General features: G+C 66.1%; 20 protein-coding genes and 1 pseudogene. 10 read left to right on the plus strand and 11 right to left on the minus strand.

Annotation, left to right across the window (positions count from 1 at the left end):
• Positions 1-258: 258 nt before the first annotated feature.
• Positions 259-453: pseudogene (locus K1X41_RS15700) on the plus strand (hypothetical protein); the annotation flags it as partial.
• 87 nt (positions 454-540) lie between these two features.
• Positions 541-1,188: an ABC-2 transporter permease gene (locus tag K1X41_RS09650; protein ID WP_220174462.1), complete on the plus strand. Its 648-nt coding sequence runs from the start codon at positions 541-543 to the stop codon at positions 1,186-1,188.
• 100 nt (positions 1,189-1,288) lie between these two features.
• On the opposite strand, the gene kduI is transcribed toward K1X41_RS09650, so the two are convergent.
• The 6 genes from kduI to K1X41_RS09680 all read right to left on the minus strand — a co-directional run bounded on the left by kduI (position 1,289) and on the right by K1X41_RS09680 (position 7,613).
• Entirely contained in the window at positions 1,289-2,113 is an 825-nt protein-coding gene (gene kduI, locus K1X41_RS09655; RefSeq protein ID WP_220174463.1) for a 5-dehydro-4-deoxy-D-glucuronate isomerase, read from the minus strand.
• Positions 2,114-2,140: 27 nt separating this feature from the next.
• The gene (locus K1X41_RS09660; RefSeq protein WP_132205403.1) at positions 2,141-3,112 is read right to left on the minus strand and encodes a 2-hydroxyacid dehydrogenase; all 972 of its coding nucleotides are present in this window, start codon (positions 3,110-3,112) and stop codon (positions 2,141-2,143) included.
• 81 nt (positions 3,113-3,193) lie between these two features.
• A complete protein-coding gene (locus tag K1X41_RS09665) occupies positions 3,194-4,303 on the minus strand; it encodes an extracellular solute-binding protein (RefSeq protein WP_165875657.1) in 1,110 nt (369 codons plus the stop codon).
• A gap of 24 nt (positions 4,304-4,327) precedes the next feature.
• Positions 4,328-5,461 (minus strand): ABC transporter ATP-binding protein, encoded by a 1,134-nt coding sequence (locus tag K1X41_RS09670; protein ID WP_207907449.1) that lies wholly within the window; start codon positions 5,459-5,461, stop codon positions 4,328-4,330.
• A gap of 8 nt (positions 5,462-5,469) precedes the next feature.
• Positions 5,470-7,215: an ABC transporter permease gene (locus K1X41_RS09675; protein ID WP_220174464.1), complete on the minus strand. Its 1,746-nt coding sequence runs from the start codon at positions 7,213-7,215 to the stop codon at positions 5,470-5,472.
• Positions 7,216-7,247: 32 nt separating this feature from the next.
• Complete coding sequence (locus K1X41_RS09680) at positions 7,248-7,613, minus strand: cupin domain-containing protein (protein ID WP_220174465.1); 366 nt, start codon at positions 7,611-7,613, stop codon at positions 7,248-7,250.
• 194 nt (positions 7,614-7,807) lie between these two features.
• Between K1X41_RS09680 and K1X41_RS09685 the strand changes: the two genes are divergently transcribed.
• The 6 genes from K1X41_RS09685 to K1X41_RS09710 all read left to right on the plus strand — a co-directional run bounded on the left by K1X41_RS09685 (position 7,808) and on the right by K1X41_RS09710 (position 13,232).
• Complete coding sequence (locus K1X41_RS09685; RefSeq protein WP_132205395.1) at positions 7,808-8,629, plus strand: IclR family transcriptional regulator; 822 nt, start codon at positions 7,808-7,810, stop codon at positions 8,627-8,629.
• Positions 8,630-8,721: 92 nt separating this feature from the next.
• Positions 8,722-9,729 (plus strand): C-terminal binding protein, encoded by a 1,008-nt coding sequence (locus K1X41_RS09690; protein WP_258566425.1) that lies wholly within the window; start codon positions 8,722-8,724, stop codon positions 9,727-9,729.
• Positions 9,722-10,465 (plus strand): SDR family oxidoreductase, encoded by a 744-nt coding sequence (locus K1X41_RS09695; protein WP_220174466.1) that lies wholly within the window; start codon positions 9,722-9,724, stop codon positions 10,463-10,465. The genes K1X41_RS09690 and K1X41_RS09695 overlap by 8 nt, the downstream gene beginning before the upstream one ends.
• Entirely contained in the window at positions 10,462-11,139 is a 678-nt protein-coding gene (locus K1X41_RS09700) for a bifunctional 4-hydroxy-2-oxoglutarate aldolase/2-dehydro-3-deoxy-phosphogluconate aldolase (RefSeq protein ID WP_133616404.1), read from the plus strand. The genes K1X41_RS09695 and K1X41_RS09700 overlap by 4 nt, the downstream gene beginning before the upstream one ends.
• Positions 11,136-12,092: a sugar kinase gene (locus tag K1X41_RS09705; protein ID WP_133616405.1), complete on the plus strand. Its 957-nt coding sequence runs from the start codon at positions 11,136-11,138 to the stop codon at positions 12,090-12,092. The genes K1X41_RS09700 and K1X41_RS09705 overlap by 4 nt, the downstream gene beginning before the upstream one ends.
• A 174-nt stretch (positions 12,093-12,266) precedes the next feature.
• On the plus strand, positions 12,267-13,232 hold the full coding sequence (locus K1X41_RS09710; protein WP_220174467.1) for a quinone oxidoreductase family protein: 966 nt from the start codon (positions 12,267-12,269) through the stop codon (positions 13,230-13,232).
• Positions 13,233-13,327: 95 nt separating this feature from the next.
• Here the strand turns inward: K1X41_RS09710 and K1X41_RS09715 are convergent, their stop codons facing one another.
• From K1X41_RS09715 to K1X41_RS09730, 5 genes are all read right to left on the minus strand, one after another.
• A complete protein-coding gene (locus K1X41_RS09715; RefSeq protein WP_132205825.1) occupies positions 13,328-14,377 on the minus strand; it encodes a lipoate--protein ligase family protein in 1,050 nt (349 codons plus the stop codon).
• 94 nt (positions 14,378-14,471) lie between these two features.
• On the minus strand, positions 14,472-15,341 hold the full coding sequence (locus K1X41_RS09720; RefSeq protein ID WP_243736034.1) for an alpha/beta fold hydrolase: 870 nt from the start codon (positions 15,339-15,341) through the stop codon (positions 14,472-14,474).
• A gap of 204 nt (positions 15,342-15,545) precedes the next feature.
• A complete protein-coding gene (locus K1X41_RS09725; RefSeq protein ID WP_132205385.1) occupies positions 15,546-17,213 on the minus strand; it encodes an amidohydrolase in 1,668 nt (555 codons plus the stop codon).
• 118 nt (positions 17,214-17,331) lie between these two features.
• A complete protein-coding gene (locus tag K1X41_RS15705; protein ID WP_258566426.1) occupies positions 17,332-17,457 on the minus strand; it encodes a hypothetical protein in 126 nt (41 codons plus the stop codon).
• Positions 17,458-17,459: 2 nt separating this feature from the next.
• Positions 17,460-18,560: an MFS transporter gene (locus tag K1X41_RS09730; RefSeq protein WP_258566427.1), complete on the minus strand. Its 1,101-nt coding sequence runs from the start codon at positions 18,558-18,560 to the stop codon at positions 17,460-17,462.
• Between the two features lie 140 nt (positions 18,561-18,700).
• Between K1X41_RS09730 and K1X41_RS09735 the strand changes: the two genes are divergently transcribed.
• Complete coding sequence (locus tag K1X41_RS09735; RefSeq protein WP_133616408.1) at positions 18,701-19,312, plus strand: TetR/AcrR family transcriptional regulator; 612 nt, start codon at positions 18,701-18,703, stop codon at positions 19,310-19,312.
• Between the two features lie 35 nt (positions 19,313-19,347).
• Entirely contained in the window at positions 19,348-20,436 is a 1,089-nt protein-coding gene (locus K1X41_RS09740) for an alpha/beta hydrolase (RefSeq protein ID WP_258566428.1), read from the plus strand.
• Positions 20,437-20,525 lie beyond the last annotated feature (89 nt).

Genomic DNA, 20,525 nt, shown 5'->3' on the forward strand with positions numbered 1-20,525 from the left:
GGCCGGAGCCGCGATCGAACCCCTCACCCAGCTGAAGACCGCCATTGAGGCCGGCGCGATTCCCGTTGAAAATCCGGGCGCGGTTGCCGCACAGCTTGGTCAGCTCATCACCGAGCTGCAGGGCGCATCAAGCTCGGCCCCAGAGTCCCCGGTTGAACAGTTGAAAGCACAGGGGGTGCCCTTGCCGGCGGCGTGCGGCAGGCGGCAATTGGAGCGGATACCGCAGCCGGTGCCGCTGAGCAGCTCGCAGGCGCTGGGGTGCAGCTCTCCGCGGGTGCTGAGCAGCTCGCTGTCGGAGCCGAGGGGCTGGCTGGTGGTGCGTCGCAGCTTGCCGGCGGTGCGTCGCAGCTGGCCGGTGGCGCCTCGGAGCTCGCGGGCGGCGCCTCCGGGCTGGCCACGGGTGCGTCCGGCCTTGCGGCAGGGACGTCAGAGCTCGCCGCGCAGACGCCTGAACTCGCCAAGGGTGCGTCTCAGCTCGCCGATGGTGCTGGAAAATCTGCAGAAGGCGCTTCTGAGCTCGCAACGGGCCTCGGTGAGGCCGTGAGCGGGATCCCGAATTACTCGCAGTCGCAGCGCGACAAGCTCGCCGAGACGGCGCTCACGCCAGTGAAAGCGGAGGGAGGCAGCGACGAGCTGTTCAACGCCTCTGGGGTGCCACTGTTCGCGGGCATCGCGCTCTGGGCAGGTGCGCTGGCGGCATTCCTGATGCTTGCGCCACTCTGGCGACGCACGCGTGAAGCGGCCCGCGGTGTGGGCGCGATCACGTTCCGCAGTGCGCTTCCCGCGCTCGGACTTGGCGCGGCGCAGGGCGCAATCGCCGGCCTCGTGCTGCCGATCGCGCTCGGCTACGGCTTTGCGCAGGGGGCCGAGTTCTTCGGGCTCGCGCTGCTCGCCGGTGTCGCGTTTACGCTGCTGGTGCAGGGCCTGTCTGCACTGTTCGGCGGCTTCGGAAGGTTTATCGCGTTTGTGCTGCTCGTCGTGGCGTTCGCGGTGGGAATCGTATCGACCGTGCCGGGTCCGCTCGCGGCGATCGGGGATATGAGCCCCGTTGGGGCAGCACTGTCTGGGTTCCAGGCCGTTGCTACCGGCGCGGCTGGCGCTGGAGGTGCGGCGGTGTTGCTCACGCTCTGGGCCTGTGCAGGGCTCGTGCTCACCGCTCTCGCCGTGCGGAGGGAACGAGCGGCGTAGCTTTCGGAGGCCGGGCCGGGCGGAGTCCTGGAGCGGGCCGCATACGACAGCGGGGGTGTACCGAACTTCGGTACACCCCCGCTGTCGTGTTGGCCAGGGCTTAGATCTGCGGCACCGCGATCTGGTCCATGTCGGCGAACGACTGGTTCTCGCCAGCCATGACCCACAGGAACGAGTAGTTCGTGGTGCCAACGCCGAAGTGCATCGACCAGGCCGGGGAGATCACCACGTCGCCGTCCTTGAGTACGAGGTGGCGGGTGTGGCCGGGCAGCCCCATGAAGTGGAACACCCGCTCATTCTCGGCGAGATCGAAGTACACGTAGACTTCAGTGCGCCGGTCGTGCGTGTGCGGCGGCATGCTGTTCCACACGTTGCCGGTCTCGGGAGCCGTGATCCCGAGCACCAGCTGGCTGCTCGAGACTCCGTCCTCGTGGATGTGCTTGCGCACAGTGCGCCGGTTCGCGTGCTCCTGCTCGCCCGTCTGCGTGGTCAGCGCGTCAGCTGCCGGTACGAGCGTTGTCGGGTGCGCCGTCTCGGAGACCGCTGACGACAGGAAGAACCGCGTGTTAGCCGTCGCCGCTGCGAAGGTGATCTCGCGAGCACCGCGCCCAATGTAGAGCGCCCCCATGTATGCGAGTTCGTACTCGGTTCCGTCGACCGTGACCGTGCCGCTGCCGCTGAGCGCGGTGACCGCGAGCTCGCGTCGCTGGCAGAAGAACTCGGCGCGCAGCTCGGGGTAGTTCTCGAGCGTGAGCGTGGTTCCCGGCACCGGCTGCACGCCACCGAGCACCATGCGATCCTCGTGGCTGTAGACGACAGTGAGGCGGCCAGCCTCGAAGAGATCGCTGATGACAAAGCGGGCGCGCAGCTCCTCGTCGGTCATCTTCGCGATTTCATCCGGGTGGGTGGCGTGACGGACGTCCATTACTTCCTTCAAGTCTGTGTTTCCTGACTACTGGGTGATGCTGTGCACGACGTTGCGGGGAGTGCCGTCGGCGAAAGCGATGATGTTGCGGCCCGCGATGGCGAACACTTCGTCAGCCTCATCGGTGTGGAAGCCGATGTGCGGCGTGAGCACCAGATTCGGGTGATCGAGGGGCAGCTCGCTGATCTCGGGTGGCTCGGTCTCAAACACATCGAGGGCGGCGCCGAAGATCCGGTCCTCGCGCAGCAGCGCGAAGAGCGCTGTACGATCCAGGATCTCGTCACGGGCGGTGTTCACGAGGATCGCCGATGGCTTCAGCGAGCCGAGCAGTTCAGCGGACACGAGCCCCTCGGTTTCCGGGGTGTGCGTCACGTGCAGCGACACCACATCACTGACCCGGAACAGTTCGTCGAGTGCGACGCGGCGACCGGGCAGCTCGGCCTCCGCTTCCGGGCGCTCGGTTCGGTTCCAGAACACGACGTCCATGCCGAGCGCAGCACCCATCTGGATCACTTCGCGCCCGATTGCGCCGGTCCCGACAACACCGAGCGTGCGGCCACGCAGTTTGAGGCCCTGGTGCTTCGCCCACTCGCCCGCGCGGACGATACGGTCGCCCTCCGGCACGCGCCGTGCCACGCTAAACATCAGCGCGATGGCGTGCTCAGCCACGCTGCGACTCGCGAAGTCCGGGACGTTGGTGACGGTGATCCCCAGGCTCTCTGCCTCGGCGACGTTCACAAAGCGATGCGCTCCGGTGCCGACGAAGCTGACGAGCTTGAGGCTGGGCACAGACGAGAGGAACCGCTCGGGGAGCGGACCCTGATCTGCGATGATGTACACCGCGTCGTAGCCCTGCGCGCGGGCAATAGTGGCGTCGACGTCTTCGAAGCGCTCTTCGAACCAGTCCAGCTGGTGGCCTGCTGCGCGAAGCGGTTCGATCACGTCTCGCTTGACGATGTCAGCGTACTGCCGCTCGCCATCGATGCAAACAATTCTCACGGGGGAGTCCCTTTCAGTGTGTGGTGGTGCAGTGCGCGGGGGCTGGCGCGCTGGACGTGTCGCGCCAGCCCCCGCAACTCGTTACTTCGCGACCCAGCGGTTGAACTGGTCCGTCAGGTCCGCGTTGTGTTCTTTGTAGTAGTCAGCGTCGAGCGTGATTGCGGTGGAGATGTTGTCTCCAACGGGGAGGAAGGGCTGGATGTCTTTCGGGAAGTCGCCGACGCTGACCCCGGTGCTCGCGGCAGGAATAGGCGTGGGCACGCGGGAGGCGAACGCAACCTGGCCCTCGGTGTTCTCGATCACGCTTTTCAGCAGCGCCTGTGCAGCCTCAGGGTTGGGCGCATCAGCGGGGATCGCCCACACACTGTTGGCGTAACCGGCCTGATCCCAGCTCACGGAGAGGGGGAAGCCGTTCTGGCTCGCGGTGAACGCGCGGTTCGCCCACACAATCCCGAGGTCACACGATCCGTTTTCAAAGCTCTCGATCGACTGCGCGCCGCTGGACCACCAGGTGACGCTGTCCTTGACCGTGTCGAGCTTCTTGAACGCGCGCTCCGTGTCGAGCGGGTACAGATCGTCTGCCGCAACGCCGTCGGCGAGCAGGGCGGACTCGAGCGTCCAGCCGTACTGAGGGTTGTTGAAGAAACACCGCTGGCCGGGGAACTTCTTCGTGTCGTACAGATCTTCCCAGGTCTGAGGCTGCGCACTGCCTTCGGGGTAGGTCTCTGAGTTCCACGCCAGCACCATGCCGAAGGTGCCGACTTCGATTCCGGTCTTTGAATAGGTGCCTTCGACGAGTTGATCCACCGGAACCACGCTCGTGTCGATTTCTGCGAGGTAGCCGGCATCGGCCGCCTGCTGTGCATCGCTCAGCGAGGGCAGGAACACGAGGCTCCAGTCGACCGCGCCGTTCTGTGCGGCCGCGAAGAACTTCGTTGATGCCTCGTTGTAATCGTCGATGACCTTCACGCCGGTGTCCTGCGTGAAATCAGCAAAGAGCGTCTTGTTGAGCCCCTCCCACACGTCACCGCCACTCGTGTCGTAGAAGAGCACCTCGCCGGAGAGTGCGGCTGCGCCGTCCTCTTTCGAGGCGCTGGTGCCAGAGTCTGCTGCACTGCACGACGTCAGCACCAGCGCGCTTGCGAGGGTCAGTGCGCCGAACGAGACGGCGCGGGTCAAGCGTGAATTCATATGCGTGTCCTTCCTTGGATGCATTTACTGGGTTGGGGGGAGGAGGACGGCGCTGTGGGAGCGGATGCTCATCACAGCGGGTGATCCGGCCTCGGGAATCGGGTCCGCGGAATCGAGATCGACCAGGTAGCTCCCGTTCGCGTCGGCGAGCCGCACGCGGATGCTCTGGCCGAAGAATCGCGCTTCGGTGACCGTGACGCGTGCAACGGGGTCGTACCCCGCTGGCACATCGCTGAGAGTGGCGCTGAGCCGGATCTGTTCCGGACGGGCGCTGACGATGCAGCCTGCGCCGGGAGCGAGCCCGGGCTGCGCCGCTGCCATGACAGCAAACTCCCCGACGCGAACGACCGTACCGCCCTGTTCACGCCCGCGTACTTCGCCGGCGAAGCTGTTGGTCTCACCGAGGAAGTTCGCGACGAAACCGCTGTTGGGTGCGCTATACACCTCGCGTGGGGCGCCCACCTGGCGAATGTACCCCGCCTCCATAACCCCCATGCGGTCGGAGAGGATGTACGCCTCTTCTTGGTCATGTGTGACGTAGATCGCAGTGGTTTCCGATTCCTGCTGGATCCGCCGAATCTCTGAGCCCAGGTCTTGGCGCAGGCGGCGATCCAGGGCGCCAAGCGGCTCATCGAGGAGCAGTACGCGCGGGCGCTGCGCCAGTGCGCGGCCGAGGGCAACGCGCTGCTGCTGACCGCCTGAGAGTTGCGCGGGATGGCGATCCTTCAGAGCGCCGAGTTCCGTGAGCTCCAGGATCTCGTCGACACGCTTGATCAGTTGCTGGCCGCGCACCTTCCGGATCTTGAGCCCGAACGCAATGTTCTGGGCAACGGTGAGGTGAGGGAAGAGCGCATAGTTCTGAAATACGAACCCAATGTCACGCTGCTGGGTGGGCAGCTTCGTGACGTCGGCGCCATCAATGGCGATCCGCCCTGAAGTAAAATCAATCAGACCGGCGATGATGCGCAGGAGCGTGGTTTTCCCCGATCCTGACGGGCCGAGCAGTGTGAAGAACTCACCGGCTTCGACCGTGAGGTCCGTCTCGTGGAGCACTCGCGTGCCACTGAAATCGCAGCTGACCTGGTCAACGATGACCTCTCCGCGTTTCGTCTCTCCGCGCGCTGGTGCAGTGGGCGCGGCCGCGTGTGTGGAAGACATGTCGATCCTCATTTCTGGTGTGCACGTGCGGCTGCCGCTGACCGCCGCGACTGCGTAATGCGCTGGATAATAATGACGGCGACGACGACCAGCGTGAGCAGGGCGGCGACCGCGGGTACGGCGGGAACGATGCCGCTCTCGAGGTACTGATAGATGGTGACCGGCAGCGTCTTCACCGGCCCGGTCTGGAGGAAGAGCGCCAGCACGACTTCGTCCCACGACGTGACGAAGGCGAGACCGAAGGCGGCGAGGAGTGTGGGCACCATGCCGCGTACGGTGACTTTCCAGAAGGCTGAAGTACGCGAGGCGCCCATCGTCCACGCAGCTGTTTCGAGGTCGAGGCCGCGGGAGGCAAGCGAGGTATTGAGCATCGCGAAGGCGAGGGGAAACGCCACCACCGTGTGGGCGAAGACGAGACCGGGGATGGTGCCAGCCAGATTGAGGCGGAGCTCCACGGCGTAGATGCCGATCGCCAGCAGGATTGCCGGGGTGATGATCGGGGCGAAGGCGAGGCCCGAGATGAGCAGCTTCGTGCGCTCCGACTTCGCTGTTTGCACCACGCGCGCGAGATACAGCGCGAGCGCGGTCGAGACGATGCCAGTCAGCGTTGCGACAAGCAAGCTGCGAACTGTGGGGTCCAGCCAGGTGGTGGTGGTGAGCACTTGGCCGTACCACTCAAGCGTGAAGCCACGCGGAGGGAACACGACCGTCTGTGTCTCCCCGACCGAGAGCGGAAACACGATCAGCACGGGAATGAGCAATACCGCGAGCGATACCAGGGTGACGATTCCAGTGAAGACCGTCCCTGGCGTCCACGCGAAGCGCTGCTCGGCGCTCACGCCCTTCGCCTGTGCGCCCAGACCGGGTGCCTGGAATCCGCCGCCTATGCGGATCACGGCCACATAGAGCACGAGAGTGGCGAGCAGGAGGACCACGCCGAGTGCGGACGCGACGCCCCACTGGAAGAGGTCGATCTGCTGCTGAATATAGACGGCAACAGTTTGCTCGCGTGGCCCGCCAAGGATCGCCGGGACGATGAAGAAGCTCAGCGCCAGGATGAAGCAGAGCAAAGCGGCGCTCAAGATCGACGTGCGCACGAGCGGCAGGAAGACCTTGAAGAAGATCTGGATCCCTGAGGCGCCCATGGTGCGGGCAGCGAGGATCACATTGTGGTCGACGCTGGTCATGCCTGAGTAGAGAATGAGCACCATGTAGGGCAGGAGGTACATCACAGTGCCGACGAGGGTGCCACCTTGCGTGTACAGCAGCGAGAATCGTTCCCCGCCGAGCGCTTGGCTTGCCTCGCTCAGGAGGCCGTTGGGGCTCAGGATGGAGGTGACTGCGAAGAGTCGCACCACAATCGAGACCTGGAACGGAATCAGTACGAGCAGGAGGATGATGCCGGCGGCTTTGGCGGGCAGGCGGGAGATGAAGTACGCGGCCGGGAACCCGAGGAGCAGCGCCAGGAGCGTTGAATTGACCGCGAGGACGATCGTGCGCCACTCGACCAGATGCAGATACTCATCTTGCAGGATCGTGAGGTAGTGGTCGAAGGTGATCTGCGGCTGGGCCCAGTCCATCACGCCGTCCACGCTGATACTGCGGAGGACGACATCCAGCAGGGGCCAGAAGAAGAAAATCACGAAAAAGCCGGCCGCGCCGAGCGCGAGCGCGAACTTGGGAAGGCGGGAGAGCTCGAACAACCTGCGCCTCGGTGGACGCACGGTCGGGATCCCGGTGGTGCTCAGGGTCATCGTCGATCCTTGGGGTTCATGGTGGTGAGCGGCTACGCTGCGGTCTGGGTGATCACGTAGAGCTTGCGAGTGGGCTCGGTGACGTCCCAGATCACGTGCGAACCGTCGGGGAGTGACACGAAGCTGCCGGCGGTGATCGGGACGACCTCGCCTGACTCCCGAGTAATGGTGCCCGCCCCGCTCAGGAAGTACATGAACTCGGAGACTCCGAGCTTCGACGAGTGGAAACTGCCAGCCGTGATCTCCCAAATGCCGATTTCAGTCGTGGGGTCCTCGTGCAGCACGAGTTCTTGTGCGCGCGGGGCGCCCGAGATGAGTCGTGCCGGTGAGGCGCTTGGCCCGAGTGTCGCTCCAGCGAGATCCTGCAGGCTGACTGGGTCGAACGGGAACGTGGTCATGGTGTCGTGCGCCTTTCCGGGTGGCGACGCGCCTGGGAAACTCCGCGAGCGTCTTTGCAAATTTGAAACACTGTCTCATAAGTGATGAAATGTTGTCAACACGAATGAATCAGCAATGGCCGGTTCGTATGATGAGAAGGTGAGTTGCCGCCCGCGAGGATGCGGGCGCTGGTCACCGAGAAGAGCGGAGATCCATGAGCGAGCGCGTGATTTCGACTGGCGGACTGACGTCGGCGGAGCGAGTGACCGGAACACAGAGCCTGGAAAAGGCGGTGGACATCCTCGAGTACATTGCGGCGGCGCCCCGGCCGGGGGTGACGCTGGCTGAGTGCACCGGAATCCTGGGATTCAGTAAAGCAACGACGCAGCGCATGCTCCTGACGCTCACCAGGAGGAATCTGCTGCACTTCGATGAGGAGCTCGGGGTGTACTCGCTGGGCATGCTGACTGCGAAGCTGGGGTCGGAGTACCTGAGCCGTCTCGACTATCGCCGCGCCGCACTCCCGGTGTTGCGAGATCTGGTTGCAGAGTCAGGGGAGACCGCTCATCTCGGGGTGCTCTCCGGCAAGGACGTGGTCTACATCGAGCTGGTGGATAGCCCGCAGCCGATTCGGATGTTCAGCAAAGTGGGCGATTCGCGGCCGGCATATGCCACAGCGATTGGCAAGGCGATTCTCGCGCAGCTGCCCGGTGATGTTCGGCGGACGCATCTTCCCGAGTCGCTCTCGGGAAGCACTGCGCGCACCATCACTTCATTTGAGCAGCTCTATCTCGACCTGGCGCAGACGCGCGACCGGGGCTATGCGATCGATGACGGCGAGAACCGCGAGGGGATCCGTGGCTTTGCCGCCCCAATCTTTGATTTCACGGGAAATGTCTGTGCTGCACTGAGCGTTGGCGGGCCGACGGCGCGCTTGGATGCCGAGGATGCGAAGCGGAACTTCGGGGATCTCGTGGCCCGGGCTGGGCGCAGAGTATCGAGTGTGCTCGGAGCCCCTGAAGAGCTGCTGGGATAACCGCTCTCGTACGCGCACGACGTCAATGCGGTTGGACTCCGCTCGGAAATATGAAATGATGTTTCAAATTTCTAGTTCCGATGGAGGAATCTGTGCAGCAGCAAATGCCGAAAGTGGTGATCACTGACTGTGATCACGGCAGTGTGGACATTGAACGTGGCGTCGCTGAGCGGGCCGGCTACGAGCTTGTCGTCGCCAACTGCACGACCGAAGCCGAAGTGGTTGCTGCTGCGCAGGGAGCCGCTGCGATTCTGACGCAGTACGCGCCTGTCACCGAGCAGGTGCTCAGCGCGCTGCCCGCGCTCGTCGCCGTCGGACGCTACGGCGTAGGCGTCGACACCGTGGACGTCGACGCCGCTACGGCACACGGAGTGGCCGTGTGCAACGTGCCAGACTACGGAACCGAAGATGTGAGTGACCACGCGATCGCGCACGCTGTGGCGCTGCTGCGCGGGCTGCCTGCTCTCGACACGGCACTGCGGCGGGGAAGCGCTGACCTGGGCGTTGCGCGGCCGCTGCACCGCTTCAGCGCGACCACGTTCGGAGTGTACGGCTTGGGCCTCATCGGTGAGGCGACGGCCCGCAAAGCGCGAGGCCTCGGCATGCGCGTGATCGGAACGGATCCGCGCTACGCAGCAGGATCCAGCACCCCCGACGGGACTGAAGTGGTGAGCGAAGCTGACCTGCTTGCGGAGGCAGACCTGCTCTCGCTGCATTTGCCCCTGCTGCCGCAGACGAAGCACCTGATCAACGATGCGGCCTTCGCCGGGATGAAGCCCGGCGTCAAAATCGTCAACACGTGCCGTGGCGGAGTCATGGATACCGCAGCGCTCGTGCGTGCGCTGTCCAGCGGAATCGTCGCGGGCGCGGGGCTCGACGTGTTTGAAGAAGAGCCGTTGCCGCTCTCGAGTGCGCTGCTGCAGTTCGAGCAGGTCATGGTGACGCCACACGCTGCGTGGTACAGCGAAGAATCGTTCACGGAACTCAAGCGTCGCGCTATGGAGAACATCCTCAATGTGTGCGCGGGAGCGGCTGTGCCGAACACCGTGAATGCGGCGGCGCTTGCGGCTCGGCCGGCAGGGATGGGCAGCCATGTTTGACCACGTACTCGCCGGGCAGACTGCAGTGGTCACCGGAGCATCCCGTGGCATCGGTGAGGCGGTGGCCATCGGGTTGCTGCGCAGCGGCGCCGACGTTACGACACTGCAGCGGGGGCCGGGCTCCGAGCGGTTGGAACGCACCGCAGCGGAACTGGGCCGCGCATTGACGCACGTTCCGGTTGACTTTGCCGATTCCGCCTCAATTTCGGAAGCGATGAGCGCCGTGGGCCCCGTTGACATCCTTGTGAACAATGCCGGAACACAGATCCGACACGATGCGGTTGACTTCCCGCTGGCTGATTTTGAGCGAGTGCTGGCCATCAACACGAGTGCCGTATTCCAGTTGAGCCAGGGCTTTGGGGCCCAGATGGTGGAGCGCGGGCACGGCAAGATCGTCGCGCTCGCTTCGCTGCTCTCATTTCAGGGTGGACTGCGGGTGCCAGCCTACGCCGCGTCAAAGGGAGCGGTCGCCCAGCTCGTGAAGGCGCTGAGCAACGAGTGGGCCTCGCACGGGGTCAATGTGAACGCTGTGGCGCCCGGCTACGTCGAGACCGATATGAACGAGGCACTGCTCGCCGATCCTGAGCGCTTCAGACAGCTGAGCGAACGGATCCCAGCGGGACGCTGGGCTGCCCCAGAGGACATCGCCAACGCGGTCGTCTATCTGTGCACGCCGTACGCCTCGTACATCCACGGCACCGTGCTGCCGGTTGACGGCGGGTGGCTGGGCCGATGACCGCATCGACCGCTCACCTCGTGCGCTCTCGTGTGCCAGCCGCGCTGCAGGCTTCCCCCGTCATCGCGGTCCTGCGCGCCAGCCACGCTGATGCCTATGCTCCGGTCGTTGAGGCACTGCTCTCTGGTGGGGTCCGGCACGTCGAGGTGACGCTCAGTACTCCGGGAACGCTCGCAGCGGTTCCCGCACTGACGCGTCGCTTCGGGGCCGATGCCGCTGTGGGAGTCGGCACGATCACGACGGTCGCTGAGGCTCGCGCTGCGGCGCAAGGGAGCGCCTTTCTCGTGACGCCGACGACGCAACCGGAGGTGATCGCCGCTGGGCTCGAAGCGGGTCTTCCGGTGTTCCCCGGCGGCTTCACTCCCACGGAGCTGCATGCGGGATGGGCCGCAGGGGCGACCGCGGTCAAAGTGTTCCCAGCGTCACACCTCGGGCCGGGTTACGTGGCGGATCTGCGCGGTCCGTTCCCGGATATCCAAGTGGTGCCGTCAGGCGGTGTGACGATTGATGGGGCGCTCGACTGGCTCCGCGCCGGTGCTTGCGCGGTGAGCCTCGGGGGACCGTTGCTGCAGGATGTGTTCCGGGGCGGCAGCCTTGACGCCCTCACCGCTCGTGCGCGAGAACTGGTCACCAGGATCGCTGACGCGGGGCTTTCGGAGCGGGGAAGCGCATGAGCGGCACGCGCGCGCCGTACGTGCTGACCTTCGGTGAGTCGATGGGATTGCTCAGACAGCACACCCCGGGACGCCTCGTGACGCAACGGTCGCTCGACTTCGGGTTTGGCGGCGCGGAGTCCAACGTTGCGATAGCACTGAGCCGGCTCGGTATCGACTCAGTGTGGTGTGGGCGGTTAGGGACGGACGGCGTCGGCGAACTCATCGAGCGAGAACTGCGCGCCGAACGCGTTCACCCGCAGATTACGTGGGATGCGCAAGCCGCTACCGGGCTCATGCTCAAGGAACGTCCGACTGCCGGCACCTCAAAGGTCGTCTACTACCGCACGCACAGTGCTGGATCGCGGCTGACACCGGCGGATGTGCCAGATGAGCTGATTGCGAATGCGGCACTCGTGCACGTGACCGGCATCACTCCGGCGCTCTCACCGAGTGCCGACGCGACCGTGGAATCCGTGATGGTTCGTGCTCGCGCAGCACAGGTCCCGGTCTCCATCGATCTCAACTACCGGTCCGCGCTGTGGGAGCGCGCCGCAGCGGCTGCGCGTCTCATCGAGCTGGTCGCTCATGCCGATCTGGTGTTCGCAGGGGACGACGAAGCGGCCATACTGCTGGGCCAGCGAAGCGTCACGGAGCTCGCTGCCGGACTGCGTGAGCTGGGGCCGAGCGACGCGATCATCAAGCTCGGGGAGCGCGGTTGCTACGCGGACACGGTGAGCGGATCACGGGAACTCGCCGCTGTTCCCGTGACTGCGGTTGACACCGTCGGCGCTGGCGACGCGTTTGTTGCCGGCTACCTCGCCGAGTGGGTGCAGGGCGCTTCGCTCGCGCAGCGCTTGGAGACTGCAGTGATGGCGGGCGCCTGTGCCTGCCTCACTGCCGGGGACTGGGAGGGCCTGCCGCGGCGCGAGGATTTCGCCCTGCTTCACGCGAGCGAACCGGTGCAGCGCTAGGGAGTTCGCGCGCTCCCGGCGGTGCGCTTTGCTGAGGTGCCGAGCGCGCATGGAGTGCGTGTTCGGCGGGGCGGTGTCGCTGCGGCCACTGCGGCGGGTGGGACGTGACCTCACATGACGCACACCAGCATGCGGTGCTGGCAGGATCGGGAGCGAGCGGCGTAGGCTCAGGGCATGACGCGCGCAATTATCGCCACTGAGATCGGCGGTCCTGAGGTCCTGCGAATTGCCGAGGCACCCGAGTTGGTGCCAGGGCCCGGTGAACTGCTCATCGAGACCGCTGCGATCGGTGTGAATTTCATCGAGACCTATCAACGTTCCGGCGCATACTCGGTGCCCCTCCCCTTCACGCCGGGCGGTGAAGGCGCCGGTCACGTGCGTGCGCTCGGCGCGGGGGTCACCGGATTCGCTGTTGGCGATCTCGTGACAACCGCTGAGGCGCAGGCGACCTATGCCGATCGCTTCGTGGTCGAGGCCGCGCGCGCGGTGGCCGTGCCCACGGGGATCTCGGCAGAGACCGCGGCGGCGTTGCCGCTCCAAGGGCTAACCGCGCACTACCTTGCCACCTCGGCCGCAACCCCTGAACCTGGCGACACTGTCCTGGTGCATGCCGGAGCTGGCGGAGTGGGGCTGCTGTTGACGCAGATTCTCACGGCCCGCGGAGTGCACGTGCTCACTACGGCATCGACGCCGGAGAAGCAGGAGCTGAGCCGCGCTGCTGGTGCGGTCGCGGTGTTCGACTACTCCGGGTTTGTTGAGCAGGTCTGGGATCACACGGCGGGCGTTGGCGCGGCCGTGGTGTATGACGGCGTGGGGAAAGACACGTTTGATGACTCGCTGCGCAGCCTCAGAGTGCGCGGAGAACTCGTGCTCTTTGGCGCTGCGAGCGGGCCGGTGCCGCCGTTCGACCTTCAGCGATTGAACTCGGGTGGCTCACTCTCCGTGACCCGACCCTCGCTCGGCCACTTCGTGCGCGGCCCGGAAGAACGTGGCTGGCGCTACGGAGAACTCTTCGACCTGATCGCCGCAGGTGCGCTCGACCTCAGGATCGGTGCAAGCTTTCCGCTCGCAGAAGCTGCGGCCGCACACGCCGCGCTCGAGAGCCGCCAGACGACGGGCAAGGTGATCCTGCTGCCGTAGCGCCGTAGCGCCGTAGCGCCGTAGCGCCGTAGCGCCGTAGCGCCGTAGCACCGCGAGGCCCCAGCGAGCCGGATCAGGTGTCAGCGCTGCGCCGCCTACGGCACGCGCCGGATCCAGGCCTCCGTGGTGAATTTCTGCTCGACGAGCAGCTCGGCCGCGTCCCACTCGCCCTCGGTGACCTCGCCGTCGGTGCCACCGTGGCGGCGTTTGAAGACCTCGATCATCTTCTCGATGATGGCTTCGCGAGTCAGGCCGGTTTGGCTGCGCAGCGGGTCGACGCGCTTTTGCGCACTCGTCGTGCCCTTATCGGACAGTTTCTCACGCCCGATCCGAAGCACCTCCGTCATAGCGGCCGCATCCATGTCGTACGCCATCGTGACGTGGTGCAGCACGGCACCGGATCCAAGCCGCTTCTGCGCAGCTCCCCCGATCTTGCCCTGTGGACTCGTGATGTCGTTCAGCGGCTTGTAGTGCGCGTCGATCCCGAGCGCCTGCAACGCTTCGAGCACCCACTCATCGAGGTACGCGTAGGAGTCCGCGAAGCTCATGCCGCGCACGAGCTCGCCGGGAACGTAGAGCGCGTAAGTGATGCTCGATGCCGGTTCCATGTACATGGCCCCGCCGCCCGAGATTCGGCGCACGATCTGGGCGCCGTGGGCCGCGGCCTGCTCCTCGTCGACTTCGTTCTGCACCGATTGGAAGCTGCCGATAATCACGGCAGGCTCGTTCCACTCCCAGATTCGCAGTGTCGGGCCGCGCAAGCCCTCGCCGACGGCAGTGGTGAGCACCTCATCGAGCGCGGCATTCAGCACTGGCGTGATGGGGGGCTCGTGCAGGATCTGCCAATCGTAGTCGCGCCAGTGCGCGGCGCCCGTAATGGCGCGTCGGATGGCAATGCCTACGGAGTCTGGCGTGAATCCGAGCAGATGCACTTCGCTCGGAAGCGCCTCGTGAATTGCGTTCGCAAACTGCTCAATGGTGCCGTTGGGGCTCAGGCCTTCGACGGCGCCGTTGATGCACTCGAGTGCATCGTCGGGTTCAAGGAAGAAATCACCCGAGAGCCGGAAATCACTGATCCGGCCATCGAGCACGTCAAAATCTACGACGACGAGTTTGCCGCCGGGAACCTTGTATTCTCCGTGCATGCTCATGCCATCAGCGTACGCCTCCGGCGCTCAAAGTGGGGAGCCGAGTTTGTGCCGCGCGCGTTCGAAGTGCGGGCGTTCGCCGTGGACAGAGCTACTCAGCGCCGACCCGCTCCAGCATCCAGGTCACCACGTCCGCGATGACCTCGTCGCGGTTCGTCTCATTCAAGAGCTCGTGTCGCGCGTCAGGGTAGAGCTTCACGGTGACATCGCGCACGCCGCGGTGACGGTACGCGGCCCCCAGGCGTTGCAAGCCGTCGCCGCGGGCAAGGGGATCTGCGCTGCCCGACACGATGAGAATCGGGACGTCCGGGTCGAGGCCAGCGGCGGGCTTGCCGAACAGGCGAAGACCATCGCGCACGCCGAATAGCTTCAAGATGTCGGCTTCGAAGCACAGCGGGTCTGCGATGAATGCGGCGACGGAGTCCGTGTCGCGGCTCAGCCACTCAAAGCCGTTCGCGTCAGGCCCCGTCCAGGTGGCGTTCAAATCGCCGCTCTCCATGAAGCGCGGCGTGCGGAACGCTGAGCCGGAGAGGACGAGGGCGTCCCACGCGTGCGGATGGAGGTTCAGCGTGCGCTGCGCCATGAGGGAGCCCCAGGAGTGCGCGAACATGATGACGGGCAGATCCGGGTACCGCTCGCGAGCGATCGCGGTCAGCTGGAGGATCGCGTTCTCGGTTGCGTGCAGGCCTCCCGGCCCGAGCTTGCCGAGCTTGCTCAGATCGCCGTCGTGCTGTCGGCGGCCGGTCTCGCCGTGTCCGCGGTGATCGTCTGCGAACACGGCGAAGCCGGCGCGCACGAGGTGCTGTGCGAAGGCGGCGTAACGCTTCGAGTGCTCTCCGATCCCGTGTGAGATCTGCACGACCCCGATGGGGTGTTCGGCCGTCCACTCGGTCGCGAAGATCTCAACGCCTGTGGCATCGACATAGCTGAATTCGGTGGGGGATCCGGGTGCCATGCTCATGTGGCCATTCTCTCGGTCGGGCCTGGGAAGCACCAGCCCGCCCCGGGCGAGCCGCGCCCGCAGCCGCGCCCGCATCCGCGCCCGCGCCCGTCAAGCGCACCCACGCTGCGGTCGCCCGGCGGGAACGACCGCAGCGTGGATACTGACGGCGGCGCAGAGGCCGAGCGGGGTGAGAGCTCGGCGGGTGGCCTGTGAGCTTCGCCCCTATGCCTCGCGGCGGTAGGCGACCTGGCCGTCGACCAGCGTGAGAGCCGCACCAGTGCCGAGCAGCTCGGCGGGTGCGCCCTGGAGCGGGTTCGCAGCCCAGACCGCCACGTTGGCGCGGAAGCCTGTCGCGATTCGGCCGAGTTCCGTCTCGCGCTTCGTGGCGAACGCCGCACCGAGCGTGAGCGCCTCGAGCGCCTGCGCCGGGGTGAATACGCGCTCCGGTTGGTACGCCTCGCGGCTGCGATCGAGCGCAGACTCCGCGGTGAGCGCAATGAACAGATTGTCCGGCGCGACGTGCGGTGCCGTCGGGGCGTCTGTGCCGAGCGCGAGCGTGACGCCGGCCGCGCGGAACTTGTGCCAGGGGAAGCCGGTGCGCGCGCGCTCGTCGCCGAGCACGGCCTGCCAGTTGTCGAGCACGGCCGGGTCGCAGTGCACCGGCTGCATCGAGGCGGTGACGCCGAGCGCAGCCATGCGGGCGATCGTGTCATCCGCGACCGATTCGAGGTGCTCAACGCGGGGGCGGCGGTCGGCGCGCGCGCCGTTCACCCGGATGCACTCCTGCACCATGTCGAGCGCGATCGTGCTCGCCTCGTCTCCGATGGCGTGCAGCGCGAGCTGCAGCCCGGCAGCATCTGCCGCAACCGCCATTGGGAGGGCAAACTCGCGCTCCCAGATCGCGCCGGGCAGCTCTCCGTTCGCGTAGGGCTCGCGCATCGTCGCGGTGCACGCGTCGATCACGCCGTCGAGGATGAACTTGACTCCGGTGATCCGCAACCACTGATCGCCATACTGCGCTGCGATCTCGTCGCGCACGCGGGTGATCTGCTCGATCTGGGCTGCATCGCTGGCGATGTCGCCTGTGGCGGTGAGGAGCCAGTGCGCGTTGACCGGGAAGGGGAGCCGCCCGTCGCGGTCGAGGATCCGCCGGTAGGCCGCCAGGTCTGCGGCTCCGAAGGACATCTCGGTTGCGCCGGTGACGCCGGTCTCCAGGTAGGCGTCGAACGCGGCCTGCAGGTAACGATCCTCGTCTACCTCACTGCGCACCGAATCGAGGTAGCCCCACGCGTGGCTCATGGCCGCGGTCTCGAGCAGGAAGCCTGTTGCGTCTCCGTTTGCATCGCGCACGATTTCGCCGCCGACGGGATCAGGGGTTTCGCGGGTGATTCCCATCGCCGCGAGCGCTGCAGTGTTGACCCACACCGAGTGCAGATCATTGGCGTCCAGGATCACGGGCACGTCGGATACGACGGCGTCGAGCAGCGCCGCGGTGGGGCGCTCGCCTTCCGGGAAAATGTCGAACAGCCAGCTCGTCCCGAGCAGCATCGGGGCCTCAGGGTTCGCCGCGCGTGCGGCAGCGAGCCGCTCCTGGACCACGGCGATCGATCCGGCATCCCGCAGCTGCACTTTTGAGAGCGATTCGCCCAGCATCATCATGTGGGAGTGGCCCTCGATGATGCCGGGGGTCACCACTGCCCCGCCGAGGTCGATCTCCGTGACGCCGGGTGGCGGCGTCGCGGCGTCGCCCCCGACGGCCAAGCGCACGGAGGTGAGGTCTCCGGCTGCGAGCACGAGTCCGTCGCGCACAGCGAAGCACTCGCGCGGGGCCACCGTAGCCTCACCGGTGAAGACGGTGGCGTTCCGGTAGATCGTGGTCTCGCTGGTCATGGTGCTCGCTTTCCTCTGCGTGATGCTGTGCTGCGGTGATCGGGTGCTGCAGTGTGGGAGTCGCAGTGATCCGCGGTGATGGTGACCCATGCCGCGGATTGTTCCTCCCCCTCAGATGTTATGGGGTCACGGGCTGTGCGGATGATGCGCCCGCCGTGGAGCGCGCGAGTGCTCGCTCCGCGCCAACGGATACGCGGGCGATGATGACGGTCGGCACGATCACCACGAAGCTGATGACGCCCATGATCAGCGAGAACGTGGGGACTCCGAACTGCTCAATGAGTGCGCCGCCGATGAGCGGCGCGAAGCTGGAGCCCACGAGGTACGCGCCGAGCAGGGGGCCAGACCACCTGCCGCGGGCATCAAGCCCCGCCGCCGTCGCGATGAACAGAGAGAACGCGAAAGCATAGATCGTGTTGACGCCGATGATGAGCGCGGCGAGCAGCGTCGGATCTTCGGCAAAGCCGATCCAGATCTTGAGCGCACCCCGGTGGTGAGCGCGATCGCGAGCGGGGCCGCGCGGCCGATGCGCGCGCCACAGATCGAGACGAGCAGCATGCCGAGGATGCCGCCTGCCGCGGCGAGACTGAGAGCGAAGCCGAGACCCTGCTCATCGAGACCGACGGCGTCACCGAGCACCGGTGCCATTGTCCAGATCGCGTCCTCGCTGGTGCCCCAGAGCGGGAACACCAGGAGAATAGCGAAGCCGGCGACCGTGATCCGTCGCGGCTCTGCAATGGCAAGGCTGGTGGTCACATCGACGGGCTCGGCGTGCTCGGGGGAGTCCGGGAGCCATCTCGCGAGCGTGAGACCGGCGAGCGAGATCAGCGCAAGCGCACCGAACACGGTGCCCTGCGTGATTCCGATCAGCGGAATCACGGCGAGCACAAGAGTGATGAGCACACGGTTGACGAGCCCGCTCGTGGCGGAGACTCGATTCGGGTTCCGAAGTGCGGCGATCGCGGCCCCTGAGGTGGAGATTGCGGCACCGACGCCTGCGCCGCCGACGATCAGTCCGGTTACGGCGAGGGTGGGGTTCGGGATCAGTGCCGCGGCGCCGAACGCCACGACCGCAACCGCAAGCCCGGCGCAGGCGAGTGTGCGGCGTGCGGCTCCTGCCGCGAGGCGCGATGTTCCGAGGCCCACCACAGCGGAGGCCAGCAGCCCCCAGGTGAGGATATTGCCGCTCGTAATGACGTCGAAGCCGAGATGCGCGAGCGCCGTCATGATGAACGGCGCAAGGTTTGCCATCATCAGGCTCGCCAGGGCAATGACGAACGTGGCGCTCCCGTTGCGCAGAGACAGCGGATGGCGCGGGTCGATCGCGCGTGGTGTGGTGGTGTTCACGAGGGCTCTCTCCGGCGGCTCTGGCGGTGTGGGACGCGGCGAGCCGCGCGATTGTGATTAACCGAAACGATTTCGGTAAACCCAGGTTTATCGTGCCTCGTGTGAGAAGATCTGTCAAGCAGGAACGAGGAAGGAACCCCGTGGCGAGACCCCGCACTGCTCGGCTCAGCCGAGAGATCATCGGCCGTGCCGCCATCGACTATGTCGCGGCGGGACACGAGCTCCAATTGGTTCCACTCGCGAAACAGCTGGGCGTCACCGTTTCTTCGCTCTACCACCACGTCGATGGCCGCGAGGGCGTAATCCGAGCGATGCGGCAGGTGCTCGTGCCGCAGTACATCGCAAGCGAGCCGGAAGCCGAGGGCTGGGAAGCGCGGATCCGCCGCGAGGTCGAGCACACCTGGCGGATGTACGCTGATCACCCCGGTGTGTTGCAGCTCATGCTCACCGTCGTCATCGACGAGCCGGATGTCCTCCGGTTTTACAGCGCCCTCGCAGATGCGCTGGCCGAGGCAGGACTCCCGGAAGACGAGATTCTCACGACGATCGAAGTGATTGACGCCTTCACCTTTGGTGCCGCGCTCGATGCGCTTTCACCCGAGACGATTCTCGACCCGGAGAGCGCTGGGCCAGAGCTGGCGGAGCTCATCCGGCGCCACCCAGTGGGACAGGAGCGCAACCGGCGCGTGTTCGATCGCGGCCTCGACTTCATCATGACGGGGATTCGCGCACGCGTGGAGACCGCGGGCTGATCCCGCGGCTGCGCGCCCTGACCTACACTGGGGCTGTGCCAGGAATTGGTCGTGCCGGAGCCAGCGGGTTGCGGCCCCTGCGCGCACCGCGCCCCACGTGGACGGCCGCAGTCGTGGCCCTCGCGCTCGCCGCAGCGCTCGTGGGGTGCGACAGCGGGACCAAGGAGCTGGCCAGCGCCGAACTGGTGACGGCGGGCCTGACACCAGCGGAGCAGGAGCAGGGAGCACACATGCGCATCACGGACATTGAGGTCACGGGGCCGGCGGCAGCGCAGCACCCAGGCACCCCGAACCGAATTGGCTCAGATCGGATCCGCGTGCGCGCGTACGAGCCGGTGCTCGAACCGGGCGGGAAACCATGGGCGACGCTCGTGTGGGCGCACGGCGGCTCGTTCCTGCGGGGCACGCTCGATTGGCCGGAAGCCGATTGGGTGTCGCGACAATTCGCTGACGCGGGGATCCAGGTTTATTCCGTCGACTACATCCTCGCGAGTGATACGGTGCAGGCTCCCGCACCGAGCAATGACGTGGCCGCAGTGCTCAGCTGGGCCGCTGAACGTGCCGAGCCGGAGGCCCTTTTGGTGATTGGCGGTGCCAGCGCGGGTGCACACCTTGCGACGTTGGCCGCGCTCGACCGTGCTGATCGCGCGGCAGCGGAGGATGGCAGAGTCGCCGATGCGCTGATCCTCGAGTACCCCACGATGCACCGCGTGCAGCTGCCCGATCCTGCAATCGCCGCTGCCACCGCAGGGCTCCCCGAGCAGCGGCGATTCAGCGATGATCGTATCGCCGAGATGTATGCGTTCTACCTCGGAGCCGGCCCTGAAGGCGGTGCCGGTCTCCAGGCTGGCGACGCCCCTGTCGCGGGTGAGCTGCCGGCTGAGCGTCTCGCCGCGCTGCCACCCACCACCATCGTCAACGCCGATGCCGACGACCTGCGAGCCTCTGGCGAGCAATTTGCCGAGCAGTTGCGCGCTGCCGGCGTTCCCGTGACAGCGTCGATCCAGCCGGGCACGGTGCACGGCTACCTCAATCGTCCAGAAGAGACGGCGACCTCGCTGGTGGACGCGGAAGAAACGATTGATCGCTTCGTGATCGCGTTGCGCCAGATCGCGGCGGGATAGACGCTGCGGTTCCGCCGCGCATCCGCGGTACCGGCAGGGAGCACTTCCGATCTGCGACTGAGCAATTCGTGTGACACTCGGTGCGCTGA

This window comes from Leucobacter luti (assembly GCF_019464495.1).
Classification (GTDB): domain Bacteria; phylum Actinomycetota; class Actinomycetes; order Actinomycetales; family Microbacteriaceae; genus Leucobacter; species Leucobacter luti_A.